This is a genomic window from Streptomyces sp. NPDC002835 (assembly GCF_053591995.1).
Map to the genome: position 1 here is coordinate 135643 of NZ_JBSFUW010000003.1, position 26051 is coordinate 161693.

General features: G+C 68.6%; 22 protein-coding genes. 13 read left to right on the forward strand and 9 right to left on the reverse strand.

Annotation, left to right across the window (positions count from 1 at the left end):
- The first annotated feature begins 28 nt into the window (after positions 1–28).
- From murJ to trxA, 6 genes are all read left to right on the forward strand, one after another.
- A complete protein-coding gene (gene murJ / locus ACWD01_RS04830; protein WP_451158100.1) occupies positions 29–2179 on the forward strand; it encodes a murein biosynthesis integral membrane protein MurJ in 2151 nt (716 codons plus the stop codon).
- Between the two features lie 148 nt (positions 2180–2327).
- Positions 2328–4085 (forward strand): protein kinase family protein, encoded by a 1758-nt coding sequence (locus ACWD01_RS04835; protein WP_451158102.1) that lies wholly within the window; start codon positions 2328–2330, stop codon positions 4083–4085.
- Positions 4086–4123: 38 nt separating this feature from the next.
- The gene (sigM, locus tag ACWD01_RS04840) at positions 4124–4828 is read left to right on the forward strand and encodes an RNA polymerase sigma factor SigM (protein ID WP_451158103.1); all 705 of its coding nucleotides are present in this window, start codon (positions 4124–4126) and stop codon (positions 4826–4828) included.
- Positions 4825–5745, forward strand: a complete 921-nt coding sequence (locus ACWD01_RS04845) for a hypothetical protein (RefSeq protein WP_451158105.1) — start codon at positions 4825–4827, stop codon at positions 5743–5745. The genes sigM and ACWD01_RS04845 overlap by 4 nt, the downstream gene beginning before the upstream one ends.
- A gap of 133 nt (positions 5746–5878) precedes the next feature.
- Complete coding sequence (trxB, locus tag ACWD01_RS04850) at positions 5879–6853, forward strand: thioredoxin-disulfide reductase (protein ID WP_451158107.1); 975 nt, start codon at positions 5879–5881, stop codon at positions 6851–6853.
- Positions 6854–6902: 49 nt separating this feature from the next.
- On the forward strand, positions 6903–7235 hold the full coding sequence (trxA, locus tag ACWD01_RS04855) for a thioredoxin (protein WP_451158109.1): 333 nt from the start codon (positions 6903–6905) through the stop codon (positions 7233–7235).
- Positions 7236–7312: 77 nt separating this feature from the next.
- Here trxA and ACWD01_RS04860 read toward each other — a convergent pair whose 3' ends face one another.
- The 9 genes from ACWD01_RS04860 to rpmH form a co-directional block, all read right to left on the reverse strand.
- Positions 7313–7930 (reverse strand): GNAT family N-acetyltransferase, encoded by a 618-nt coding sequence (locus ACWD01_RS04860; protein WP_451158111.1) that lies wholly within the window; start codon positions 7928–7930, stop codon positions 7313–7315.
- Between the two features lie 307 nt (positions 7931–8237).
- Positions 8238–9338 carry a ParB/RepB/Spo0J family partition protein gene (locus ACWD01_RS04865; protein ID WP_451158113.1) on the reverse strand — a complete coding sequence of 367 codons (1101 nt, stop codon included), beginning with the start codon at positions 9336–9338 and terminating at the stop codon, positions 8238–8240.
- Positions 9335–10408, reverse strand: coding sequence for a ParA family protein (locus ACWD01_RS04870; RefSeq protein ID WP_451158374.1), 1074 nt, complete (start codon positions 10406–10408; stop codon positions 9335–9337). Before ACWD01_RS04870 ends, ACWD01_RS04865 begins: the two co-directional genes overlap by 4 nt.
- A gap of 233 nt (positions 10409–10641) precedes the next feature.
- Positions 10642–11358, reverse strand: coding sequence for a 16S rRNA (guanine(527)-N(7))-methyltransferase RsmG (gene rsmG, locus ACWD01_RS04875; RefSeq protein WP_451158115.1), 717 nt, complete (start codon positions 11356–11358; stop codon positions 10642–10644).
- Between the two features lie 112 nt (positions 11359–11470).
- Positions 11471–11983, reverse strand: coding sequence for a Jag family protein (locus tag ACWD01_RS04880; RefSeq protein WP_451158117.1), 513 nt, complete (start codon positions 11981–11983; stop codon positions 11471–11473).
- Positions 11984–11998: 15 nt separating this feature from the next.
- Entirely contained in the window at positions 11999–13297 is a 1299-nt protein-coding gene (gene yidC, locus ACWD01_RS04885; protein ID WP_451158119.1) for a membrane protein insertase YidC, read from the reverse strand.
- A 3-nt stretch (positions 13298–13300) separates the two neighbouring features.
- A complete protein-coding gene (yidD, locus tag ACWD01_RS04890) occupies positions 13301–13663 on the reverse strand; it encodes a membrane protein insertion efficiency factor YidD (protein ID WP_451158121.1) in 363 nt (120 codons plus the stop codon).
- A complete protein-coding gene (gene rnpA, locus ACWD01_RS04895; RefSeq protein ID WP_100108097.1) occupies positions 13660–14031 on the reverse strand; it encodes a ribonuclease P protein component in 372 nt (123 codons plus the stop codon). The genes yidD and rnpA overlap by 4 nt, the downstream gene beginning before the upstream one ends.
- Positions 14032–14049: 18 nt before the next feature.
- Positions 14050–14187: a 50S ribosomal protein L34 gene (gene rpmH / locus ACWD01_RS04900; RefSeq protein WP_078850492.1), complete on the reverse strand. Its 138-nt coding sequence runs from the start codon at positions 14185–14187 to the stop codon at positions 14050–14052.
- Positions 14188–14547: 360 nt separating this feature from the next.
- Between rpmH and dnaA the strand changes: the two genes are divergently transcribed.
- The 7 genes from dnaA to gyrA all read left to right on the forward strand — a co-directional run bounded on the left by dnaA (position 14548) and on the right by gyrA (position 26012).
- The gene (dnaA, locus tag ACWD01_RS04905; protein WP_451158124.1) at positions 14548–16287 is read left to right on the forward strand and encodes a chromosomal replication initiator protein DnaA; all 1740 of its coding nucleotides are present in this window, start codon (positions 14548–14550) and stop codon (positions 16285–16287) included.
- An 819-nt stretch (positions 16288–17106) separates the two neighbouring features.
- Positions 17107–18237: a DNA polymerase III subunit beta gene (gene dnaN, locus ACWD01_RS04910; protein WP_356893975.1), complete on the forward strand. Its 1131-nt coding sequence runs from the start codon at positions 17107–17109 to the stop codon at positions 18235–18237.
- Between the two features lie 101 nt (positions 18238–18338).
- Entirely contained in the window at positions 18339–19217 is an 879-nt protein-coding gene (gnd, locus tag ACWD01_RS04915; RefSeq protein ID WP_451158126.1) for a phosphogluconate dehydrogenase (NAD(+)-dependent, decarboxylating), read from the forward strand.
- A gap of 56 nt (positions 19218–19273) precedes the next feature.
- The gene (recF, locus tag ACWD01_RS04920) at positions 19274–20401 is read left to right on the forward strand and encodes a DNA replication/repair protein RecF (protein WP_451158128.1); all 1128 of its coding nucleotides are present in this window, start codon (positions 19274–19276) and stop codon (positions 20399–20401) included.
- Positions 20398–20958 (forward strand): DUF721 domain-containing protein, encoded by a 561-nt coding sequence (locus ACWD01_RS04925; RefSeq protein ID WP_451158130.1) that lies wholly within the window; start codon positions 20398–20400, stop codon positions 20956–20958. The genes recF and ACWD01_RS04925 overlap by 4 nt, the downstream gene beginning before the upstream one ends.
- Before the next feature lie 339 nt (positions 20959–21297).
- Positions 21298–23367 (forward strand): DNA topoisomerase (ATP-hydrolyzing) subunit B, encoded by a 2070-nt coding sequence (gene gyrB, locus ACWD01_RS04930; RefSeq protein ID WP_451158132.1) that lies wholly within the window; start codon positions 21298–21300, stop codon positions 23365–23367.
- Positions 23368–23408: 41 nt separating this feature from the next.
- A complete protein-coding gene (gene gyrA / locus ACWD01_RS04935) occupies positions 23409–26012 on the forward strand; it encodes a DNA gyrase subunit A (RefSeq protein WP_451158134.1) in 2604 nt (867 codons plus the stop codon).
- Positions 26013–26051: the final 39 nt, after the last annotated feature.

The window sequence follows — 26051 nt, forward strand, 5'->3', positions numbered from 1 at the left end:
CGGCCGGGGACGATGAGGTGGGGTAGTCATGAACGCGCCGTACGACGGTGACCGCGGTCAGGGCGCGGGTGGTGACCAGGCAGGCTCGTTCCCGCCGCAGCAGCCCTCGTCAGACCCATACGCGCAGGACCCCTACGTCGGGGACGCCTACGCCGGCGACCCCTTCCAGGCCCAGGATCTGTCCGCCCAGGACCCGGTGGACGAGGCGCTCTACGACCGCTCGGCACACCCCCCGCCGCCTCCGGGCACATATCAGGAACCGCAGCCGCTCTATCAGCAGCCCGCGGCCCCCCAGTACGCCCCCGACCCCCGGATCTGGGCGCAGACGCCCCCGCCGGAACCCGAGGGCCCGTCCCGTCGTCTGCCCTACGGCGACGACGCACGGACCACCCAGTTCACCGGGGTGGACGACCTGGTCTCCCAGGCCGGTGAGCACAAGCCCGAGCCCGACGCGTTCGCCCACCTCTTCCGGGACCAGCAGTCCGCCGTTCCCGCTCCCGCTCCCGCCCCCGAACCGCTGCCCGCGCCGCCACCGCCCAAGAAGCCCGCCGGCCGGGCCGGCGGCCTGCTGAAGTCCAGCGCCGTGATGGCGGCGGGAACCCTGGTCTCCCGGCTCACCGGTTTCGTACGCAGCCTGGTGATCACGGCCGCCCTCGGCGCCGCGCTCCTCGGTGACACCTTCACCATCGCCTACACGCTGCCGACGATGATCTACATCCTCACGGTCGGCGGCGGTCTCAACTCGGTCTTCGTCCCGCAGCTGGTCCGCGCGATGAAGAACGACGCCGACGGCGGCCAGGCGTTCGCCAACCGCCTGCTCACGCTCGTCATGGTGGCCCTCGGCGCGATCGTCGCCGCCGCGGTCTTCGCCGCGCCACTGCTGATCCGACTGATGTCGGACACGATCGCCTCCGATCAGGCGGCCAACAGCGTCGCGGTCACCTTCGCCCGCTACTGCCTGCCCACGATCTTCTTCATGGGCATCCACGTGGTCATGGGGCAGATCCTCAACGCCCGTGGCAAGTTCGGCGCGATGATGTGGACCCCGGTCCTGAACAACATCGTCATGATCACCACCTTCGGGCTCTTCATCTGGGTCTACGGCACCTCCGCCGAGTCCCAGATGGGTGTGCAGACGATCCCCCCGGAGGGCGTCCGGCTGCTCGGCGTCGGAACCCTGCTCGGGCTCGTCGTCCAGGCGCTGGCCATGATCCCGTATCTGCGCGAGACCGGCTTCCGCTTCCGCCCCCGGTTCGACTGGAAGGGCCACGGACTCGGCAAGACCGTGAAGCTGGCGAAGTGGACCGTGCTCTTCGTCCTCGCGAACCAGGCGGGTGTACTGGTCGTCACCCAGCTCGCCACGGCGGCCGGAAAGGCCTCCGGCGCCGAGGGCGCCGGCTTCATCGCCTACACCAACGCCCAGCTGATCTGGGGCATGCCGCAGGCCATCATCACCGTCTCCGTGATGGCGGCGCTACTGCCCCGGATCTCCCGCGCCGCCCACGACAACGACCCCGGCGCCGTACGCGACGACATCTCCCAGGGCCTGCGCAACTCCGCCGTCGCCATCGTCCCGGTCTCGTTCGCCTTCCTGGCGCTCGGACTCCCGATGTCCACGCTGCTGTTCGCCTCCACCGGTCTCGAGGCCGCCCGGGGCATGGGCTTCATCCTGATGGCCTTCGGTCTCGGCCTGATCCCGTACTCCGTGCAGTACGTGGTGCTGCGCGGCTTCTACGCCTACGAGGACACCCGGACGCCCTTCTACAACACGGTCATCGTCGCCGTCGTCAACGCCACCGCCTCGGCGCTGTGTTACGTGCTGCTGCCCGCCCGGTGGGCCGTCGTCGGCATGGCCGCCTCCTACGGTCTCGCCTACGCAGTCGGCGTGGGCGTCGCCTGGCGGAGGCTCAAGAACCGCCTCGGCGGCGATCTGGACGGCTCCCACGTCATGCGTACCTACGCCCGGCTCTCCATGGCCTCCGTGCCCGCGGCAGTGGTCGCCGGGGCCGTTGCCTACGGTGTGCTCATGGCCCTCGGCAGCGGTGCCGGCGGCTCGCTGGTGGCGCTGGTGGCAGGTGGTGTGGTGCTCATGGGCGTCTTCTTCGTGGCCGCCCGGCGAATGCGCATCGAGGAACTCAACGCCATGGTCGGAATGGTGCGTGGCCGTCTCGGTCGCTAGGCCTGCGGAAACGACGCAACGCAGGCGGCCTCGAACGGCTCCCGCACAACCATCGTCGGACCCCGTGTGTCGTGCATAGCGTCGGACTGTGGGCACAATTGGCATGGCTGTTGGACATGGCGCAACGGATGGGGAGGCAGGAACGACGGTGGCGGAACGTAGCACGGCTGCCGTCGACGTGGCCGACAACGGCGGGGACGAACCGCTGACCGCCAAGGCGGGCAAGGCCACGACCGACGGGGCGGCGGAATCCCAGACGGCAAAGTCCCCTACGGCGGACTCCGGAAACGCGACGCCGAAGGAGACACCGGAAAAGGACGCTGAACAGCAGGGCGGCCGGCCGCCCCACTCCACGCCCGAACTCCACAGCGGTCACAAGCTCGCCAGACGCTACCGGCTCGAGGAGTGCGTCACCCGACTGGACGGTTTCAGCAGTTGGCGTGCGGTCGACGAGAAACTGCGGCGCGCCGTCGGCGTGCACATCCTTCCGTCCGACCACCCCCGGGCGCGCTCCGTCCTGGCAGCGGCCCGTTCCTCGGCGCTGCTGGGCGATCCCCGGTTCGTCCAAGTGCTGGACGCCGTCGAGGAGAACGACCTCGTCTACGTCGTGCACGAGTGGCTCCCCGACGCCGTCGAGCTCACCGCTCTGCTGGCCGCCGGACCCTTCGAGCCGCACGACGCGTACCAGCTCGTCGACCAGATCTCCCAGGCCATGGCCGCCGCCCACCGCGAGGGCCTCGCCCATCTGAGGCTCACGCCGGGGGCCGTACTGCGCACCTCCACGGGCCAGTACCGGATCCGCGGCCTGGCGGTGAACGCCGCCCTCCGCGGCATCTCCTCCGACGGCCCCCAGCGGGCGGACACCGAGGCGATCGGCGCCCTGCTGTACGCCGCCCTGACCCAGCGCTGGCCCTACGAGACCGACGCGTACGGCCTCTCGGGGCTGCCCAAGGGAGTCGGCCTGGTCGCGCCCGACCAGGTGCGGGCCGGCGTGCACCGAGGCCTCTCCGAGCTCGCCATGCGCGCCCTGATCAACGACGGTGCCACGGCGTCCCGCGAGGAATCGCCGTGCACCACACCCGACGAACTGGCCAAGGCCGTGGCCGCGATGCCGCGCATCCGGCCGCCGGAGCCGTCCTTCACCGCACCGCCCGAGTATCAGCGCACCACGTATCAGCAGGTGAACCACGGCCGGCCGGTGAACAGGCCGGGCGCGCCCGCCACCACCCAACAGGCGCCCACGCCGCCCCCGCCCCTGCAGACCCGCACCGGCAAGGCCCTCAAGTGGGCCGTCTCCGCGCTGCTCATCGCGGCCCTCGGTCTCGGCAGCTGGCAGATCGCCGACAAGCTGCTGGACGACCGCAACTCCAGGGAAGAGCCCAAGACCTCGGAGACGGCGGGCTCGGAAGGAAACGACGACAAGCCCGTGGCGCCCGAGCCTCTGGCGATCCAGGGCGCCCAGGAGTACGCGCCGGACGGCAGGCCGCAGAACGCGGGCAAGGTCGATGCCACCTATGACGACGACACGGCGAGCGACTGGCGCACCGGGTACTTCATCGACGGGCCGGAGCTGGTGCCCGCGGTCAAGAAGGGTGTGGGCATCGTCTACGACCTGGGGTCCGACAAGGAGGTCTCCGGTGCTTCCATAGCGTTGCGCTACGGCGGCAACCACACCACGATGACTCTCTACGCGGTCGACTCCCTGTCGCCGTCCGGCTCTGTCGACTCGATGGAGAAGATCGCCACCGGGCAGACCAACGGAACCGATCTCACACTGACGGCCGAGAAGGCCGCCAAGAGCCGGTACGTGCTGCTGTGGATGACCGCGATGCCCTACTCCGCGCAGGACGGGTACAACGGCGCCGGACACAAGCAGGGCATCGAGGACGTGAAGTTCACGGGCTGACGGACAGCCGCACCGACGAACGGGGAGGGGGCTCACCGTTGGACAACGCGACGCTCGGCGACGCAAGCGACCAGGAACTTCTGGCACGCCATGTCGACGGTGACCCCGACGCCTTCGGTGAGCTCGTCCGGCGCCACCGCGACAGGCTGTGGGCCGTCGCCCTGCGCACCCTGGGGGACCGCGAGGAGGCGGCCGACGCCGTCCAGGACGCCCTGGTCTCGGCCTTCCGCGCGGCCCACACCTTCCGGGGTCAGTCCGCCGTCACCACATGGCTGCACCGCATCACCGTCAACGCGTGTCTCGACCGTGCCCGGAAGACCGCCTCCCGCAGAACCTCACCCGTCGACGACCCGGAGCGCCTGGAGCAGCTCCTGGAGCCGCACGAGTCGGCAGAGGCCCCCGTCGAGCGTCACGACCTTCATCGCGAGCTGCTGGCCGCCCTCGCCAGACTTCCGGTCGACCAGCGCGCCGCCCTCGTGCTCGTCGACATGCAGGGCTACCCGGTCGCCGAGGCCGCGCGCGTGCTGGAGGTACCGACCGGAACGGTGAAGAGCCGCTGCGCCCGGGGCCGGGCCCGCCTCCTTCCCATGCTCAGACATCTGCGTGGTCAGGACGGGGATAACAGCGAGGTCGGCGTGGGAAGGAACCGGACGCCGGGGACATCCGTCCCACCGGCGTCGGGACCAAGGGAGACAGGGCCGAGTGACCCTGCGGCAGTGAAGGGCGGAGGTGGGCGCGCGTGACATCCTCGACCGGCAGGGCCGACACAACTGGGCACCCGGACGTCTCGGAGATCTCCGACCTCACCGAAGGCATCCTCCCTGCGTCCCGTACGGCGGAGGTGCGACGGCACCTGGACGACTGCGGGCTCTGCTCGGACGTGCAGGCGTCTCTGGGAGAGATCCGTGGCCTGCTGGGCACGCTGCCGGGGCCTCCACGTATGCCGGCCGAGATCGCGGGCCGCATCGACGCCGCTCTGGCCGCTGAAGCTCTGCTCGACTCCACTACCCGCGATGAAGCGGATCCCGTTTCACGTGAAACAGTGCTGCCTCCTCCAGCAGCGGAGCAGCCGGCCCTCTCCGTCCGGCCGGCAGGGCACCCCCGCGCCTCGACCGGTCCTGGGCGGAAGGGCAAGGCGCGTCGTCGCCGCACCACCGTCCTCAGCGCCGTTCTCGGTGCCGCCGCTGTGGGTGTCAGTGTGATGTTCCTGCAGTCGGTGCAGACAGGCTCCAGCGACGATGCCGCGACGACGGCCCAGAAGGAATCGAGCGTGAGCGCGACGGCGCGCGACGGCGCGGAATTCTCCGGCAGCACTCTCGACAGCCGTGTCCACGCGCTTCTGGCGGCCGCACCCACACAGGAGGCCGCGCCGAGGATCGAGAAGGCGCCTTCCCAGAACAGCGCTCCGACGGGCGTCTCCCCAAAGAGCAGTCCGGACGCCGCTGTACCGGACTGCGTCCAGCAGGGGACAGGACGGGCCGACACCCCGATCGCTGTCGAGCAGGGGACCTACGAAGGCACAGCCGCCTATCTCGTCCTCATGGCACACCCCAAGGACAGCACCCGGGTCCAGGCGTATGTCATCGACGCCGACTGTGTCGACCGCCCGGCCGACCCCACGGGCGAACTGCTTCTCACGCAGTCCTTTCCTCGTTACTGACAGAGTCCGAGACATCGCCGGTGCTGCTCCGGTTTTACGGGAATGCACGCCCCGTAGGATCCGTTGGGTGGGGTGAGAGTCCTGAAACCGCCCCGTAGGCAGTTGGCAGTCTGCAGAGACGAGGAAGAAACCCGTGAGCGACGTCCGTAATGTGATCATCATCGGCTCCGGTCCCGCGGGGTATACAGCCGCGCTCTACACCGCGCGGGCATCGCTCCAGCCGCTGGTGTTCGAGGGCGCTGTCACCGCCGGCGGGGCGCTGATGAACACGACCGATGTGGAGAACTTCCCCGGCTTCCGCGACGGCATCATGGGGCCGGACCTCATGGACAACATGCGGGCCCAGGCGGAGCGCTTCGGTGCCGAACTCGTCCCGGACGACATCGTGTCGGTCGACCTGACCGGTGACATCAAGACCGTGACGGACACCGCCGGCACCGTCCACCGCGCCAAGGCCGTGATCGTCAGCACCGGTTCGCAGCACCGCAAGCTGGGTCTGCCCAACGAGGACATGCTGTCCGGCCGCGGCGTCTCCTGGTGCGCGACCTGCGACGGCTTCTTCTTCAAGGACCAGGACATCGCCGTCGTCGGCGGCGGCGACACGGCCATGGAGGAAGCCACCTTCCTCTCCCGCTTCGCCAAGTCCGTCACGATCATCCACCGCCGTGACACCCTGCGGGCCTCCAAGGCCATGCAGGAGCGCGCGTTCGCCGACCCGAAGATCTCCTTCGCCTGGAACAGCGAGGTCGCGGAGATTCACGGCGACCCGAAGCTCACGGGTCTGACGCTCAACAACACGCAGACGTCCGAGAAGTCGCCGCTCGCGGTGACCGGCCTCTTCATCGCGGTGGGCCACGACCCCCGGACCGAGCTGTTCAAGGGACAACTCGAGCTGGACGGCGAGGGTTACCTCAAGGTGGAGGCTCCTTCGACGCGCACCAACCTGCCCGGAGTGTTCGCCGCCGGTGACGTCGTCGACCACACCTACCGTCAGGCCATCACCGCCGCGGGCACCGGCTGCGCCGCGGCCCTGGACGCCGAGCGCTTCCTGGCCGCCCTCTCGGACAGCGAGAAGGCTGCCGAGCCCGAGAAGACCCCCGTGGTCTGACTCCCGGATCCACTCACCTCACACCCCGCAGAGAGTTAAGGAGGCCGCCGTGGCCGGCGCCCTGAAGAACGTGACTGACGACTCCTTCGAGGAGGACGTCCTCAAGAGCGACAAGCCCGTACTGGTGGACTTCTGGGCAGCCTGGTGCGGCCCCTGCCGCCAGGTCGCGCCGTCCCTCGAAGCCATCGCGGCCGAGCACGGCGACAAGATCCAGATCGTGAAGCTCAACATCGACGAGAACCCGGCAACCGCAGCCAAGTACGGCGTCATGTCGATCCCGACAATGAACGTCTACCAGAACGGTGAGGTCGCCAAGACCATCGTCGGCGCCAAGCCGAAGGCCGCGATCGTGCGTGACCTCGAGGGCTTCATCGGAGAGTGAGCGCGGCTCCACCGTTTCACGTGAAACATGAATGGGCCCGTCCCCCTCGGGGGGCGGGCCCATTCGTTTCTCCGCCGTCAGAGCGGCCGGAGCGCCGGCTCCTTCTGTACGGCTCCCAACAGGCGGTCCAGCGCCAGCTCCACGTCTTCTTTCCAGGAGAGCGTCGTCCGCAGCTCCAACCGCAGGCGCGGGTACGTCGGGTGCGGGCGCACGGTCTTGAAACCGACGGCGAGGAGATGATCGGCCGGCAGCACGCAGGCCGGCTCCTTCCACCGGGCGTCGCCGAACGCCTCGATGGCCCGGAACCCGCGCCGCAGCAGATCCTTGGCGACCGTCTGGACGATGACCCGCCCCAGCCCCTGTCCCTGATAACCGGGCATGATCCACGCCGTCATCAACTGCACCGCGTCCGCTGCCACAGGACTCGTCGGGAAGGCCATGGACCGGGGCACATAGGCCGGCGGAGCGTAGAGAACGAAGCCGACGGGAACGTCGTCGACGTAGACGACCCGGCCGCAGGAACCCCACTCGAGGAGCACGGCCGAGATCCACGCCTCTTTCTCGAGCTCGGGAGTTCCGGCCTTTACCGCGGCCTCACCGCTGACCGGATCGAGTTCCCAGAAGACACACGCCCGACAGCGCTTGGGAAGGTCCGAAAGGTTGTCCAGCGTGAGCGGTGCGAGCCGACGTCCCATGGAAGCTGTTCCTCTCTTCCCTCGTCTGCCGCGCTGCGAGCGACCGCCAGCGCGCTCCTCTCGAGGAGCAGGCTGCTGACAAAGCCACCCACCGCCCCGAGCCCCAGACCTGCTGTCACCAGTTGGCCGCAGCTCACCGATCGCATGGCCGTCGCCTTCTCTCCGAAGTGGCTCAAGGTGGATGCGTCATACCAGAACGCATCGTAACCACGCAGCCCCGGCACCGATACCGCACCACGGCAAAGGGCGGGTCGCGTTCCGGAGTACGGAAGGCGACCCGCCCTGTTGAGAGCGCCGAACGGTGAACTCAGGCGTCCTGGTCCTCCGCCGGGTCCTCGCCGAGACTCTTCTCCAGAACACGCCCCTCGCCGGGCGCCAGGGTGCCGAGAATACGCTCGAGGTCGTCCATCGAGGCGAACTCGACGACGATCTTGCCCTTCTTCTGGCCGAGGTCGACCTTCACGCGCGTCTCGAAGCGGTCGGAGAGCCGAGAGGCGAGATCCGACAGCGCCGGCGACAGCCGTGCGCCGGCTCGGGGGCCCTTGGGTTTGGGAGAGCTCTGAGGGTTCGAGTTGAGGAGCGTGACGATCTCCTCGACCGCCCGGACCGACAGACCCTCCGCGACGATCCGGTGGGCCAGCCGGTCCTGCCCGTCCGAGTCGTCCACGGAGAGCAGGGCACGAGCGTGGCCCGCGGACAGCACGCCCGCGGCAACCCGCCGCTGGACCGGCGGGGAAAGCCTCAGCAGCCGGAGCGTGTTGGACACCTGGGGACGAGAACGGCCGATCCGGTCCGCCAGTTGGTCGTGCGTGCAGTTGAAGTCCTTCAGCAGCTGGTCGTAGGCGGCCGCCTCTTCCAGCGGGTTCAACTGAGCCCGGTGCAGGTTCTCCAGGAGAGCGTCCAGGAGCAGCTTCTCGTCGTCGGTGTCCCGGACGATCGCGGGGATCCGCTCGAGCCCGGCCTCGCGGCACGCGCGCCAGCGGCGCTCGCCCATGATGAGCTCGTAGCGGTTCGGCCCCAGCTGTCGGACGACGACCGGCTGGAGAAGCCCCACTTCCTTGATGGAGATGACCAGCTCCGCCAGAGCGTCCTCGTCGAACACCTCGCGCGGCTGGCGCGGGTTCGGAGTGATCGCCCCGAGCGGCACCTCGGCGAAGTGGGCGCCTGCCGGAGTGATCGCCTGATCCGCGGCAGCTTCTCCCTCAGGAGAGGGGGCGGGTACCTCGGGCGGCGCTGATGCGGCCGGCAGTGTGGCGACCTTGGCCGCCGCCACCCCTCTCTCCGCAGTCAGCACGGGCGATGTCCCCGCAGAGGCCGAGGCCCCCTGGGCATCCGGCTGCTTCTCCTGCGGAGCGGCAGGAATCAGCGCACCGAGCCCACGCCCCAATCCTCTACGTCGCTCGCTCACTGGATCCCCTCCGACATGTTCTGCTGACTGTTCCGGCCCGTGTGGGCATGCTGCGGGTTGTAATGGATCCCGACCCCCCGCAGAGCGATCTCCCGGGCCGCCTCGAGATACGACAGCGAGCCGCTGGACCCCGGATCATAGGTCAGCACCGTCTGCCCATAACTCGGCGCCTCCGAGATACGCACCGAGCGCGGGATGCTCGTGCGCAGGACCTCCTCGCCGAAGTGGGTGCGCACCTCCTCCGCGACCTGCGAGGCGAGCCTCGTCCTGCCGTCGTACATGGTGAGCAGGATGGTCGAGACATGCAGCGTGGGGTTGAGGTGACCGCGCACCAGGTCCACGTTGCGCAGCAGCTGCCCGAGCCCTTCCAGCGCGTAGTACTCGCACTGGATGGGGATCAGCACCTCCGCACCTGCCACGAGGGCATTGACCGTCAGCAGACCCAGCGAGGGGGGACAGTCGATGAGGATGTAGTCCAGCGGCTGCTCGTAGGCCTGGATCGCCCGCTGCAGTCTGCTCTCCCGCGCCACCAGCGACACCAGCTCGATCTCCGCACCGGCGAGATCGATGGTGGCGGGGGCGCAGAAGAGTCCTTCGACGTCCGGGACCGGTTGGACCACTTCGGAGAGAGGCCGGCTCTCTACAAGGACGTCATAGATCGAGGGAACCTCGGCGTGGTGATCGATCCCCAGAGCCGTAGACGCATTGCCCTGCGGATCCAGATCGACCACAAGTACACGTGCGCCGTGCAGCGCGAGCGAGGCCGCGAGATTGACCGTGGTGGTGGTCTTTCCCACGCCGCCCTTCTGGTTGGCGACAACCATGACGCGCGTCTGCTCAGGTCGGGGCAGACCCTCACCGGCACGCCCCAGCGCCTCCACGGCCAGCTGAGCAGCACGGCCGATGGGGGTGTCGTCCATAGGGGGCGGTGTTTCACGTGAAACATCCTCCCCCGCGGACTCGGTACGGGGACCGGGGACCGGATCGGTCATCGGTCCCGCGATGTTGGCGTCGGACCGCAAGGATTCACTCTCCTCGACATCAGGCTCGCAATGAACAGAGCGTGCCATGCTTTCGGGGTCGTGAACCAGCGAGGCCCGTGGTTCTGTGGAGGAATCCACGCCTGTGGACAAATCCGTAGCCCGCAAGAGGGGCTTGCGGCCCTTCGACGGGGCGGCCGCACGGCCGCGGCTGATGATTCCCTGCAGCAGTGAGCGACGTTTCACGTGAAACACGATGCACAGGCCGCACAACCAGACCGGGACGACACTCCGAAATCAGTACGTATGGCTACGTGTATGGCTCAGCGGCGACGGCGGGTACGACTCGTCCGAGCCGCCTTGGCCCGCTTTGCGGCGAACCTCACACCGCCCGGGCTCTCCCCGACCTCGACCCGCACGACAGTGGACAACGGATCGACAAGCCCTTCCCCGACCTGAAGGACCGAGGTCTCCACCACACCCAGCTTGCTGAGTGCGGCCCTGGCCCCCTGGATCTCTTCCTCCGCCGTGTCGCCCTTGAGCGCCAGCATCTCGCCGTAGGGGCGCAGCAGGGGGACACCCCAGCCGGCGAGCCGGTCCAGGGGAGCCACCGCTCGCGCGGTCACCACATGCACCGGAGCCAGCTTCCCGAGGACCTCTTCGGCCCGCCCCCGCACCACCGTCACGTGGTCCAGGCCCAGCACCTCCACCACTTCCTGCAGGAAGTTCGTCCGGCGGAGCAGCGGTTCGAGCAGGGTGATCTTCAGGTCGGGCCGCACCAGGGCCAGGGGGATGCCGGGAAGCCCGGCTCCGGAGCCGACGTCGCAGACCGTGACGCCCTCCGGCACCACTTCCGAGAGGACGGCGCAGTTCAGCAGATGCCGCTCCCACAGTCGCGGCACCTCGCGAGGACCGATCAGACCGCGCTTGACCCCTGCGTCCGCGAGCAGCTCCGCGTAGCGCACGGCCGCTGGAAAGTACTCACCGAACACCTTCCGTGCCGTCTCGGGCGCCTGGGGAAGCTGTGCTTCCTCCGTCACGAGGACCGTCCTTCCGTACCGCACTGCCGCAATGTGGACTGTGGTGGCTGACTAACAGGCTGACAAAGATCGGCCCCGCCTGCGAACAGACGGGGCCGACAGAACAAAGCGGTCAGGCAGGAAGTACGACGACGAAGCGCTGCGGCTCCTCGCCCTCGGACTCGCTGCGCAGACCCGCCGCCGCGACGGCGTCGTGGACGACCTTGCGCTCGAAGGGCGTCATCGGGTCCAGCTGCACCGGCTCGCCGGTGGCCTTCACCTCGGACGCCGCCTTGCCGCCGAGCTCGGCCAGCTCGGTGCGCCTCTTCGCCCGGAACCCGGCGATGTCCAGCATGAGCCGGCTGCGGTCACCCGTTTCCCGGAGCACGGCGAGGCGCGTCAGCTCCTGCAGCGCCTCCAGCACCTCGCCGTCCCGGCCCACGAGCTTCTGCAGATCGCGGCTGGCCGTGTCGCTGATAATGGAGACCGCGGCCCGGTCAGCCTCGACGTCCATGTCGATGTCACCGTCGAGGTCGGCGATGTCGAGCAGACCCTCGAGGTAATCTGCCGCGATCTCCCCTTCCTGCTCGAGGCGGGTCAGGGTGTCGCCACCCTCTGCGGCAGCGGAGATGGTGCCTTCCGTCACGGATGGACTCCTTTTTTACTTCTTGGACGACGGGTGCTTGGGCCGCTGCGGACCCTTGCGCTGTCCCGACTTGGGCTGGCGTGCGGAACCGGCGGCCTTGCCACCGCTCGTGTTCGGCTTGGCATCACCCTGCGAGGAGCCTGCTCGGGCACGCCCCGCGGCGGGCTTGTCCTTCTCCAGGGACGTCTTCGCCGCGGCGCCGGTGCCCCCGGCGGGCTTGTCCACACCAGTCTGGGTCGTGGCCGCCTGGCGCTTGGACTTGGTCTGGCGCTTGGGCTGCTGGCGCTTCTGGGCGGCACCGCCCTCGGCCTCGGCCACAGCGGTCTCGCTCTTGATCACCGTGCCGTCCGCCTGCGCGGCCAGGCCGGCCTTGGCGAGACCGGTGATGAACCGGCGCTCGTTGTCGTTGCGGTCCGTGCCCTTGGCGACGATCGCCTGGACGACGTTGCGCTTGCGCCGCGAACGGACCTCGCCGCGAGACGTGACACTCTTCAGCAGACGCTGCAGGTACTGGTCCTGGGCCTTGCTGCCCGGGGTGGGGTTCTGGTTGATCACGTACATCTGCTGGCCCATGGTCCACACGTTGGTGGTCAGCCAGTAGACGAGGACACCGACGGGGAAGTTGATGCCCATCACGGCGAAGATGACCGGGAAGATGTACATCAGCATCTTCTGCTGCTGCATGTACGGGGTCTTGACCGTGAGGTCGACGTTCTTCTGCATCAGCTGGCGCTGCGTGTAGAACTGAGACGCCGACATCATGATGATCATGATCGCGGTGACGATGCGCACGTCGTTCAGCGAGGCGTTGAGCGCCTCGACCTTCGACGGGTCGTCCATGAACTTGGCCGCGATGGGAGCACCGAAGATGTGCGCCTCGCGGGCACTGTTCACGAGGTCCTTGTTGAGGACGCCGATCTCCTCGCCCGAGGCGATCTTGCTGAGCACGTGGTAGAGCGCGAAGAAGAACGGCGACTGCGCCAGGATGGGAAGGCACGAGGAGAGCGGGTTGGTGCCCGTCTCCTTGTACAGCTTCATCATCTCTTCGGACTGACGCTGTTTGTCGTTCTTGTAGCGCTCCTGGATCGCCTTCATCTTCGGCTGGAGCGCCTGCATGTTCCGGGTCGACTTGATCTGCTTCACGAAGAGCGGGATCAGACAGATCCGGATCAGGATCACCAGCGACACGATGGACAGTCCCCAGGCCCATCCCGTGTCAGGGCCGAAGATCGCCCCGTAGAGACTGTGGAACTGGACGATGATCCACGAGACAGGCGTGGTGATAAAACTGAACAGACTGGCAATCGTGTCCACTAATCAGGCTCCTTGAGCATTGGACGAGGTCTCTGCGGCCGGGCCCTGGGATCCGGAGGCAGACCCCGGGGCAGGCAGATCAGCGGCGGAGTCCCCGCCCTTGCTGTCGCCGCGCAAGGCGTTGCGCAGCATTTCGTGCCACCGCGGGCGCTTGCGCTCGGGCACGTAGTCCACGCCGCCCGGCGACCACGGGTTGCACCGCAGGATGCGCCAGGCGGTCAGCGCTGTGCCCTTGACCGCGCCGTGCCGGTCGATGGCCGTGTATCCGTAGTGGGAGCACGAGGGGTAGTACCTGCAGACGGGCCCGAGCAGCGGGCTGATCGTCCACTGATAGATCTTGATCAGAGCCAGCAGCGGGTACTTCATCGCGCGCCCCCTCCCAGCAGCCGCTGCAGAGCGGCGTCCAGGTCTCGGGCCAGCTGAGCATGTTCGGCGTCGCCCGCGCCGGGCAGCGCCCGTACGACCACCAGGCTACCGGGGGGCAGCTCGGAGAGCCGATCGCGCATGAGATGGCGCAGTCTCCGCTTGACCTTGTTGCGGACGACAGCACCGCCCACGGCCTTGCTCACGACGAAACCCGCACACGTCGGGGAGGCGCTCTCCCCAGGCGCGTGCGGGTCCGTTGTGCCGCTGCGAAGGTGGACGACGAGGAGCGGGCGGCCTGCCCTGCGCCCTCGCCGTACCGCAGTCGCGAAGTCCTCGCGCCGCCTCAGCCGGTTCTCGGTAGGCAGCACGTCATGCCCTGTACGCGATCAGGCGGACAGGTTGGTGCGACCCTTGCCACGACGGTTCGCCAGGATGGCGCGACCGGCACGGGTACGCATGCGCAGGCGGAAACCGTGGGTCTTCGCGCGACGACGGTTGTTCGGCTGGAAGGTGCGCTTGCTCACTCGGGGGCTCCAGAAATGATTCGTAGACGGCGGGACATCGCCTGGCTGTCACCGTGCGCCCACGAGTAGCTCGCGTTTACGCCCGAGTGCACCGCTTCACAACCACAGATCGTGATCTTTGCCCATCGGAGGCAGGCGGCAGCAGCCATCGACAACTCGACCTGGTCACGGTACGCGGGGCCGCGCCATCCGGTCAAACCAGGCCGAGACCGTGGTCCACTGTGCACAGGCTGTGGACAACAACTTGAACCACGCGGGTCGGCCTGACTACCGTGGCTGAACTCGCATTCTTTTCCTGCCTGTCTTCCCATCCCGTCCCGAGAACCACACATTCGTGGGACCTGTGAGAGAGCGTGCCTTGTGGCTGACGTACCTGCCGATCTTGCCGCAGTGTGGCCACGAGTGCTCGAGCATCTCCTCGATGAGGGGCAGCAGGGCGTGGAACCGAAGGACAAACAGTGGATCGAGCGCTGCCAGCCGCTCGCCCTGGTCGCCGACACCGCCCTGCTCGCCGTCCCCAACGAATGGGGCAAGCGGGTCCTCGAGGGCCGGCTGGCGCCGCTCATCAGCGAGACCCTGAGCCGGGAGTGCGGCCGCCCGATCCGGATCGCGATCACCGTCGACGACACTGTCGGTGAGGGGCCGGGCCCCCAGTCGCCGCCTTCCCAGCAGCAGTCCCGGTACCAGGGCCCGCAGCACGACGACCACCGGCAGGGCGACCCCTACGACACCTACGGGCACCGTCCCTCGGACGACGGCCTCCCCACGGCGCGGCCCGCCTACCCCGAGTACCAGCAGCGTCCCGAGCCCGGCTCCTGGCCGCGCACTCAGGAGGACCTGTCGTGGCAGCAGCCGCGCCTCGGCGGTTTCCAGGACAGGGACCCCTACGCCTCGGCCCCGCAGCAGCACGACTACCGCTCGCCGCAGCCGCCGGAGCGCCGGCAGTACGACTCCCGGCCGGAGCGTCATTCCATGGCCGAACCGCAGGGCCGGCACCGCGGCGGCCCCTCGGGGGCGCCCGGCCCGCTGGGCGCCCAGCCCGCGCCGGCGCCCGGCCCCGGTGAGCCGCATGCCCGCCTGAACCCCAAGTACCTCTTCGACACCTTCGTCATCGGCGCCTCCAACCGGTTCGCCCACGCGGCCGCCGTGGCGGTCGCCGAGGCTCCGGCCAAGGCGTACAACCCCCTCTTCATCTACGGGGAGTCGGGGCTCGGCAAGACACACCTCCTGCACGCGATCGGGCACTACGCCCGCAGCCTCTACCCCGGGACCCGGGTGCGGTACGTGAGCTCGGAGGAGTTCACCAACGAGTTCATCAACTCGATCCGCGACGGCAAGGGCGACACCTTCCGCAAGCGCTACCGGGACGTCGACATCCTTCTCGTCGACGACATCCAGTTCCTGGCGAGCAAGGAGTCGACGCAGGAGGAGTTCTTCCACACCTTCAACACCCTCCACAACGCCAACAAGCAGATCGTCCTGTCCTCGGACCGGCCGCCCAAGCAGCTCATGACCCTGGAGGACCGGCTCCGCAACCGCTTCGAGTGGGGCCTGACCACGGACGTGCAGCCGCCGGAGCTGGAGACGCGTATCGCGATCCTGCGGAAGAAGGCCGTCCAGGAGCAGCTCAACGCCCCGCCGGAGGTACTGGAGTTCATCGCCTCCCGTATCTCCCGCAACATCCGGGAGCTCGAGGGCGCGCTGATCCGGGTGACGGCGTTCGCGTCGCTCAACCGGCAGCCCGTGGATCTGGGGCTCACCGAGATCGTCCTGAAGGACCTGATCCCCGGCGGGGAGGATGCGGCCCCGGAGATCACGGCGAGCGCCATCATGGCGGCCACCGCGGACTACTTCGGGCTCACGGTGGAGGACCTCTGCGGGTCGTCCCGCAGCCGCGTGCTCGTGACGGCGCGGCAGATCGCCATGTATCTGTGCCGGGAGCTCACGGACCTCTCGCTGCCGAAGATCGGTGCGCAGTTCGGCGGCCGCGACCATACGACGGTGATGCACGCCGACCGGAAGATCCGTGCGCTGATGGCGGAGCGGCGGTCCATCTACAACCAGGTCACCGAGCTCACCAACCGCATCAAGAACGGCTGACGAGCGGGCCGCCACGGCGTCCGAGGGCGCCCCGGGACATGTTCCCGGGGCGCCCTCCGCCGTTTCCGGACGCCGGCCGTGTTCGAATTCGAGGGGCGGCCGGGCCGTTCTCCACAGATGTGGGGAGAATCTTCCCTCCACAGCCTGGGGACTGGGAAGTTGTCCAGAAACGGTCCACAGGCGCATCGGTGGACATGCTGTCCTCCCAGGTCAGTGCCTTGGGGATTTGTGGTCAACCGCCCTCCACAGCCTGTGGACACAGAATCTGTCCACAGGCTGTGATCAACGTTGTCCACCGGCAGCCCACAGGCAGCGCTTCGTTGCCCACAGCTTCTCCACACCCCTGTCCACTGTTCGGCAACGAAACACACCCGCTCACCGCGTCGAGTGAAAGCCGTCACACCAAGGACGTCGATTGGCCTGTGGGGAACGTGGGTAAAGCTGGGGACGGCGCTGGGGAGAAGTGCCCCCTGGCTGTGCACCGGGTGTGCAGAACTTTTCCGTGTCCACAGAAGACCGGGGTTGTCCACCGGTTCCGCCCACAGGTGCGGTGGACAAAAAAATGGGTCTGACCTGCGTAAACAACGTTATCCACGGTTTCCACAGGCCCTACTACTACTGCCACTCATAGTTAGCCCGGAATTCGTTTGGAAGTGGGCCCTGTGCACAACTCGGCCCCGGACCGCCCGGTGCCGCTCGCAGCGACTTGACCCCGACCCGCACCGACTGTCCCCGCCGTACGTCAGACTGGTCACCGGCATCAAGCCGACGACGAAGGCCAGCAGGGCGAGCCAGCAGCAACAGCAGGAGGCGGTTCGGGTGAAGATCCGGGTGGAGCGCGATGTACTCGCGGAGGCGGTGGCCTGGGTGGCCCGCAGCCTCCCGGCCCGCCCGCCGGCGCCCGTCCTTGCGGGCCTTCTTCTGAAGGCGGAGGACGGCGCGGTCAGCTTCTCGAGCTTCGACTACGAGGTCTCGGCGCGGGTCTCGGTGGAGGCGGAGGTCGACGAGGACGGCACTGTCCTGGTCTCCGGCCGGCTCCTCGCCGACATCTGCCGCGCCCTCCCCAACCGGCCGGTGGAGATTTCCACAGACGGTGTACGGGCGACCGTGGTCTGCGGCTCCTCCCGGTTCACCCTCCACACCCTTCCCGTGGAGGAGTACCCGGCCCTGCCGCAGATGCCGACCGCGACCGGCACCGTGCCCGGCGAGGTCTTCGCCTCCGCCGCGGCGCAGGTCGCCATCGCCGCGGGCCGTGACGACACCCTCCCGGTGCTGACGGGTGTGCGGATCGAGATCGAGGGCGACAGCGTCACCCTGGCCTCGACCGACCGCTACCGCTTCGCGGTCCGCGAGTTCCTGTGGAAGCCCGAGAACCCGGACGCCTCGGCCGTTGCCCTGGTGCCCGCCAAGACGCTCCTGGACACGGCCAAGGCGCTCACGAGCGGCGACACGGTCACCCTGGCGCTGTCGGGCTCCGGAGCCGGTGAAGGCCTGATCGGTTTCGAGGGCGCCGGCCGGCGGACCACGACCCGGCTGCTCGAGGGCGACCTGCCCAAGTACCGCACCCTGTTCCCGACCGAGTTCAACTCGGTGGCCGTCATCGAGACGGCGCCGTTCGTCGAGGCCGTCAAGCGCGTGGCCCTCGTCGCCGAGCGGAACACCCCGGTGCGGCTCAGCTTCGAGCAGGGCGTGCTGATCCTCGAGGCCGGCTCCAGCGACGACGCACAGGCTGTGGAGCGGGTCGACGCCCAGCTGGAGGGCGACGACATCTCGATCGCCTTCAACCCGACGTTCCTCCTGGACGGTCTGAGCGCGATCGACTCGCCCGTCGCCCAGCTGTCGTTCACGACCTCCACCAAGCCGGCGCTGCTGAGCGGCAAGCCGGCCGTGGACGCGGAGGCGGACGAGGCGTACAAGTACCTGATCATGCCGGTGCGGCTGAGCGGCTGAGCAGCGGCTTCTGAGCGCGTGACCCCACAGGTGTGCACCCGTGCCCCGGCGTAGGCTCGGGCACGGGTAGGTACTGCACACAACGATTGAGGAATCATCTGATGGAGCTCGGTCTCGTCGGTCTCGGCAAGATGGGCGGCAACATGCGTGAGCGCATCCGCCGCGCCGGCCACACCGTCGTCGGTTACGACCGCAACCCGGACCTCGCTGACGTCCACAGCCTTGAGGAGCTTGTGGGCAGGCTCGAGGGCCCGCGGGTCGTCTGGGTCATGGTCCCCGCCGGTGCCGCGACGCAGTCCACGATCGACGAGCTGGCCGAGCTGCTCTCCCCGGGCGACGTGGTCGTCGACGGCGGCAACTCCCGCTGGAACGACGACGAGAAGCACGCGGTCGAGCTGGGCCTCAAGGGCATCGGCTTCGTCGACTGCGGCGTCTCCGGCGGTGTGTGGGGCCTGGAGAACGGCTATGCGCTGATGTACGGCGGTGACGCCGAGAACGTCGCCAAGGTCCAGCCGGTCTTCGACGCCCTCAAGCCCGAGGGCGAGTTCGGAGCCGTCCACGCGGGCAAGGTGGGCGCCGGCCACTTCGCGAAGATGGTCCACAACGGCATCGAGTACGCGATGATGCAGGCCTACGCCGAGGGCTGGGAGCTCCTGGAGAAGGTCGACTCGGTCACCGATGTGCGTGAGGTCTTCCGGTCCTGGCAGGAGGGCACGGTCATCCGTTCCTGGCTCCTCGACCTCGCGGTCAACGCACTGGACGAGGACGAGCACCTCGAGCAGCTGCGCGGTTACGCACAGGACTCCGGCGAGGGCCGCTGGACGGTCGAGGCCGCCATCGACCACGCCGTCCCGCTGCCCGCGATCACCGCGTCGCTGTTCGCCCGTTTCGCGTCCCGCCAGGACGACTCCCCGCAGATGAAGATGATCGCCGCGCTGCGCAACCAGTTCGGCGGCCACGCGGTGGAGAGCAAGAAGTAGTCAGAAGGCTGTGCACCGCGGTGCACAGCCATGCCGGGGGAAGGTCGGCGCACACCATGCACGTCACGCATCTGTCGCTGGCCGACTTCCGCTCGTACGCCCGGGTCGAGGTCCCTCTCGATCCGGGCGTCACCGCTTTCGTGGGGCCGAACGGCCAGGGCAAGACGAATCTCGTCGAGGCCGTCGGCTATCTCGCCACGCTGGCCAGCCACCGTGTCTCCTCGGACGCGCCGCTGGTGCGGATGGGGGCGGACCGGGCGGTGATCCGGGCCGCCGTCACACAGGGGGAGCGCTCGCAGCTGGTCGAGCTCGAGCTGAACCCCGGCAAGGCGAACCGCGCGCGGATCAACAGGTCCTCGCAGGTCAGACCGCGTGACGTGCTGGGCATCGTCCGCACGGTGCTTTTCGCCCCGGAGGACCTGGCGCTGGTGAAGGGCGACCCCGGGGAGCGCAGGCGCTTCCTGGACGAGCTCGTCACGGCGCGCTCGCCGCGGATGGCGGGTGTCCGCTCGGACTACGAGCGGGTGCTCAAGCAGCGCAACACGCTCCTGAAGTCGGCGGCGATGGCCCGGCGGCACGGCGGGCGCGGCATGGACCTGTCGACGCTCGACGTCTGGGACCAGCACCTGGCCCGCGCGGGCGCCGAGGTGACGGCCCAGCGGCTCGACCTGATCGCCGCCCTGCAGCCGCTGGCCGACAAGGCGTACGAGGCGCTCGCGCCGGGAGGCGGGCCGGTGCTCCTGGAGTACCGTTCCTCCGCCGGTCCGGCAGGGGAGTCGCACGCCCGCGAGGTGCTCGCCGAGCAACTGACGGCGGCACTGGCCGAGGTGCGCAAGCAGGAGATCGAACGGGGCGTGACCCTCGTCGGCCCGCACCGTGACGAGCTGGTCCTGAAGCTGGGACCACTGCCCGCCAAGGGATATGCGAGCCACGGTGAGTCGTGGTCGTACGCGCTGGCACTGCGGCTGGCCTCCTACGACCTGCTGCGGGCCGAGGGCAACGAACCCGTGCTCGTCCTCGACGACGTCTTCGCGGAGCTGGACACCCGGCGGCGGGAGCGGCTGGCGGAGCTGGTGGCCCCCGGGGAGCAGGTGCTGGTGACCGCGGCGGTCGACGACGACGTGCCCGCCGTGCTGGCGGGCGCCCGGTACGAGGTCTCCGGCGGAGCGGTGGAGCGGGTATGAGCGGCGACGGAGCCCAGCGGCCGGCCGGGCCGGAGAGCGCGGGAGCGCCCGAGGCGTCGGGTGTGGACCTGGCCCGCGTGGCGCTGCGCGCCGCGAAGGAGCAGGCCAAGGCCCGGGGCGCGGCGGCGCAGCAGAAGAAACAGGCCAGGCGTGGTGGCGGGCTGCGCTCGGGCGCTCGGGCGGACGGCCGCGACCCGCTGCCGCTGGGAGCGGCGATCAACCGGCTGATCACCGAGCGGGGCTGGGAGACGCCGGCGGCCGTGGGCGGGGTGATGGGCCGCTGGCCGCAGATCGTGGGCGACGACCTGGCCAATCACTGCGTACCGCTGCGGTACGACGAGGCCCCGGACGAGCGGCTGCTCACCGTGCAGTGCGACTCGACGGCGTGGGCGACGCAGCTGCGTCTGCTGGCCCCGCGGCTGGTGGCCCGGCTCAACGAAGACCTCGGGCACGGCACTGTCCGCGCGATCAAGGTGCTGGGCCCCGGCGGCCCGCAGCGCGGATACGGCCCCCTGCGGGCGCCCGGCAGCACCGGTCCGGGCGACACCTACGGCTGAGGCCTTTCGTTCGGATCAGGCCGGATCAGTGGGTCCGGCGGTTTTTTGCGCCGCCCGTAACGGGAGGAACCGGACGGTGCGGCTGAGGTGTCCCTCACGGTAGTGAGAGGTTGACAGGCCGAAGCGCTTAAAGCCGGTGTGAGCCTCTTGGAGCCCCTTCCCGGATATGGGGAGTCGGACGGCGACGGTTCAGGGCGCCACAGGCGGACTCAGCTACCGGCAAACCCCCATTAGTGTCAGCGATACCGGTAGACTGGTCGACAGTCCCGCTTCTGTTGCGGGACACGTCGATTAGATGCCGAACGACGCAGCCGCTCCCCGCTAGCCGGTGAACGGCTCGTGCTGTGCCAGAAAGGGCGCTTCGTGGCCGATTCCGGCAACCCCAACGAGAAGACTCCGTCCACCCCTGCCGGTCGGAACGGCGAGGTCACGGCCTCGTACGACGCCAGCGCGATCACCGTCCTCGAGGGTCTGGACGCGGTCCGCAAGCGCCCCGGCATGTACATCGGCTCGACCGGTGAGCGCGGCCTCCACCACCTCGTGCAAGAGGTCGTCGACAACTCCGTCGACGAGGCCATGGCCGGCCACGCCGACACGATCGACGTCACGATCCTCGCCGACGGCGGTGTACGGGTCGTCGACAACGGCCGTGGCATCCCGGTGGGCATCCACCCCGTCGAGAAGAAGCCGGCCGTCGAGGTCGTGCTCACCGTGCTGCACGCGGGCGGCAAGTTCGGCGGCGGCGGCTATGCCGTCTCCGGCGGTCTGCACGGCGTCGGTGTCTCCGTGGTGAACGCGCTGTCCTACAAGCTCGCCGTCGAGATCAGGACGGACGGCTACCGCTGGACGCAGGAGTACAAGTCGGGCGTCCCCACCGCGCCGCTGGAGCGCCACGAGGCCACCACCGAGACCGGCACCACGGTCACGTTCTGGGCGGACCCCGACGTCTTCGAGACGACTGAGTACTCGTTCGAGACGCTCTCGCGCCGCTTCCAGGAGATGGCGTTCCTGAACAAGGGCCTGACTCTGACGCTGACCGACGAGCGCGAGTCGGCCAAGGCCACCGCCGGTGCGGACACGGGCGAGGAGCCGGAGGACATCGCGGAGCCGGCGCGGACGGTCAAGTACCACTACGAGGGCGGCATCGTCGACTTCGTGAAGTACCTGAACTCCCGCAAGGGCGAGCTCATCCACCCCACGGTCATCGACGTCGAGTCCGAGGACCGCGAGCGGATGCTCGCCGTCGAGATCGCGATGCAGTGGAACTCGCAGTACACCGAGGGTGTCTACTCCTTCGCGAACACGATCCACACGCACGAGGGCGGCACCCACGAAGAGGGCTTCCGAGCCGCTCTGACGGGCCTGGTGAACCGCTACGCGCGCGAGAAGAAGCTGCTGCGGGAGAAGGACGACAACCTCTCCGGCGAGGACATCCGCGAGGGTCTCACCGCGATCATCTCGATCAAGCTGGGCGAGCCGCAGTTCGAGGGCCAGACGAAGACCAAGCTGGGCAACACGGAGGCGAAGACCTTCGTGCAGAAGGTCGTTCACGAGACCCTCACCGACTGGTTCGACCGCAATCCGAACGAGGCCGCGGACATCGTCCGCAAGGGCATCCAGGCCCAGACGGCCCGCGTCGCGGCCCGCAAGGCCCGCGACCTGACGCGCCGAAAGGGCCTGCTGGAGTCGGCGTCGCTGCCCGGCAAGCTGAGTGACTGCCAGTCGAACGACCCGACGAAGTGCGAGATCTTCATCGTCGAGGGCGACTCGGCCGGCGGCTCGGCCAAGTCCGGCCGTAACCCGATGTACCAGGCCATCCTGCCGATCCGAGGCAAGATCCTGAACGTCGAGAAGGCGCGGATCGACAAGATCCTGCAGAACACCGAAGTCCAGGCGCTGATCTCGGCGTTCGGCACCGGTGTCCACGAGGACTTCGACATCGCGAAGCTCCGCTATCACAAGATCATTCTGATGGCGGACGCCGACGTCGACGGCCAGCACATCAACACCCTGCTGCTCACCTTCCTGTTCCGCTTCATGCGGCCGCTGGTCGAGGCGGGACACGTCTTCCTCTCGCGCCCGCCGCTGTACAAGATCAAGTGGGGCCGGGACGACTTCGAGTACGCCTACTCGGACCGCGAGCGCGACGCCCTGGTGGACCTGGGCAAGCGGGGCGGCAAGCGGATCAGGGAAGACTCGATCCAGCGCTTCAAGGGCCTCGGCGAGATGAACGCCGAGGAGCTGCGCATCACCACCATGGACCAGGACCACCGAGTGCTCGGCCAGGTCACGCTGGACGACGCGGCCCAGGCCGACGACCTGTTCTCGGTGCTGATGGGCGAGGACGTGGAGGCGCGGCGCTCGTTCATCCAGCGCAACGCCAAGGACGTCCGCTTCCTCGACATCTGAGTCGGTCTCAGCTGACCGCACGAAAGGACTGAAGACCAGCAATGGCCGACGAGAACACCCCTGTGACGCCCGAAGAGGAGCCCATCGTTCCGGGCGTGGGCATGCGTGTGGAGCCCGTGGGGCTCGAGACCGAGATGCAGCGTTCGTATCTCGACTACGCGATGTCCGTCATCGTCTCGCGCGCGCTGCCCGACGTGCGGGACGGCCTCAAGCCCGTCCACCGCCGCGTGCTGTACGCGATGTACGACGGTGGATACCGGCCTGAGAAGGGCTTCTACAAGTGCGCCCGCGTCGTCGGTGACGTCATGGGCACGTACCACCCGCACGGCGACACCTCGATCTACGACGCCCTGGTCCGCCTCGCCCAGCACTGGTCGATGCGGATGCCGCTGGTGGACTCCAACGGCAACTTCGGTTCCCCGGGCAACGACCCGGCCGCAGCCATGCGGTACACCGAGTGCAAGATGATGCCGCTGGCCATGGAGATGCTCCGGGACATCGACGAGGAGACCGTCGATTTCCAGGACAACTACGACGGCCGGAACCAGGAGCCGACGGTCCTGCCGGCGCGCTTCCCGAACCTGCTGATCAACGGCAGCGCCGGTATCGCCGTCGGCATGGCCACCAACATCCCGCCGCACAACCTCCGCGAGGTCGCGGCCGGCGCCCAGTGGGCGCTGGAGCACCCCGAGGCCACGCACGAGGAACTGCTCGAGGCGCTGATCGAGCGGATCAAGGGCCCGGACTTCCCGACCGGCGCGCTGGTCGTCGGACGCAAGGGCATCGAGGAGGCGTACCGCACCGGTCGCGGCTCCATCACGATGCGCGCGGTCGTCGAGGTCGAGGAGATCCAGAACCGCCAGTGCCTGGTGGTCACCGAACTCCCGTACCAGACTAACCCGGACAACCTCGCGCAGAAGATCGCCGACCTGGTCAAGGACGGCAAGATCGGCGGCATCGCGGACGTCCGCGACGAGACCTCGTCGCGCACCGGCCAGCGCCTGGTGATCGTGCTGAAGCGCGACGCCGTCGCCAAGGTCGTGCTGAACAACCTGTACAAGCACACCGACCTGCAGACGAACTTCGGCGCCAACATGCTGGCGCTCGTCGACGGAGTGCCGCGGACCCTGTCGCTGGACGCGTTCATCCGCCACTGGGTGACGCACCAGATCGAGGTCATCGTCCGGCGCACCCAGTTCCGGCTGCGCAAGGCCGAGGAGCGGGCGCACATCCTGCGCGGTCTGCTCAAGGCGCTGGACGCTATCGACGAGGTCATCGCGCTGATCCGGCGCAGCGACACGGTCGACGTCGCACGAGGGGGCCTGATGGGCCTGCTCGAGATCGACGAGATCCAGGCCAACGCCATCCTCGAGATGCAGCTGCGCCGGCTGGCCGCCCTGGAGCGCCAGAAGATCGTGCAGGAGCACGACGAGCTCCAGGCGAAGATCAACGAGTACAACGCGATCCTCGCCTCGCCCGAGCGGCAGCGCGGCATCGTCAGCGACGAACTGACGGCGCTGGTCGACAAGTACGGCGACGACCGCCGCTCCAAGCTGGTGCCCTTCGACGGTGACATGTCCATCGAGGACCTGATCGCCGAGGAGGACATCGTCGTCACGATCACCCGTGGCGGCTATGTGAAGCGCACCAAGACCGACGACTACCGCTCGCAGAAGCGCGGCGGCAAGGGGGTGCGCGGCACGAAGCTGAAGGAAGACGACATCGTCGACCACTTCTTCGTCTCCACCACCCACCACTGGCTGCTGTTCTTCACCAACAAGGGCCGGGTCTACCGGGCCAAGGCGTACGAACTGCCGGACGCCGGCCGCGACGCGCGCGGCCAGCACGTCGCCAACCTGCTGGCCTTCCAGCCGGACGAGCAGATCGCCGAGATCCTGGCGATCCGCGACTACGAGGCCGTGCCGTACCTGGTGCTCGCCACCAAGGGCGGTCTGGTGAAGAAGACGCCCCTGAAGGACTACGACTCGCCGCGCTCCGGCGGCGTCATCGCCATCAACCTCCGTGAGACGGAGAGCGGCGAGGACGACGAACTGATCGGCGCCGAGCTGGTCTCCGCGGAGGACGACCTGCTGCTCATCAGCAAGAAGGCGCAGTCCATCCGCTTCACCGCCACGGACGACGCGCTGCGCCCGATGGGACGTGCGACGTCCGGCGTCAAGGGCATGAGTTTCCGTGAGGGCGACGAACTGCTCTCGATGAATGTCGTCCGGCCCGGTACGTTCGTGTTCACTGCCACCGATGGCGGGTACGCGAAGCGGACCGCTGTCGACGAGTACCGCGTCCAGGGCCGCGGTGGTCTGGGTATCAAGGCCGCCAAGATCGTGGAGGACCGCGGCACGCTCGTGGGCGCGCTGGTGGTCGAGGAGACCGACGAGATCCTCGCCATCACGCTCGGCGGCGGTGTGATTCGCACGCGAGTCAACGAAGTCAGGGAGACTGGCCGTGACACCATGGGCGTCCAACTGATCAACCTGGGCAAGCGCGATGCCGTCGTCGGCATCGCTCGTAACGCCGAGGCCGGTCGTGAGGCCGAAGAGGTCGAAGGGACCGTGGAGGCCGACATCGAGCCGGCCGAGGCGGCAGCCGAGGGCACACAGTCCTCGGCCGGGGAGCACGAGGAGTAGAGCGTGAGTGGAGCCACGGGCGCCGGACCGGCCGCATCC

Bases quoted from the DNA above. Each gene is read 5' to 3' on its own strand.
- murJ (WP_451158100.1), top strand. From the start codon at position 29: ATGAACGCGCCGTACGACGGTGACCGCGGTCAGGGCGCGGGTGGTGAC.
- ACWD01_RS04860 (WP_451158111.1), bottom strand. From the start codon at position 7,930: ATGGGACGTCGGCTCGCACCGCTCACGCTGGACAACCTTTCGGACCTT.
- ACWD01_RS04870 (WP_451158374.1), bottom strand. From the start codon at position 10,408: ATGGCACGCTCTGTTCATTGCGAGCCTGATGTCGAGGAGAGTGAATCC.
- yidD (WP_451158121.1), bottom strand. From the start codon at position 13,663: ATGAAGTACCCGCTGCTGGCTCTGATCAAGATCTATCAGTGGACGATC.
- gnd (WP_451158126.1), top strand. From the start codon at position 18,339: ATGGAGCTCGGTCTCGTCGGTCTCGGCAAGATGGGCGGCAACATGCGT.
- recF (WP_451158128.1), top strand. From the start codon at position 19,274: ATGCACGTCACGCATCTGTCGCTGGCCGACTTCCGCTCGTACGCCCGG.
- ACWD01_RS04925 (WP_451158130.1), top strand. From the start codon at position 20,398: ATGAGCGGCGACGGAGCCCAGCGGCCGGCCGGGCCGGAGAGCGCGGGA.
- gyrA (WP_451158134.1), top strand. From the start codon at position 23,409: ATGGCCGACGAGAACACCCCTGTGACGCCCGAAGAGGAGCCCATCGTT.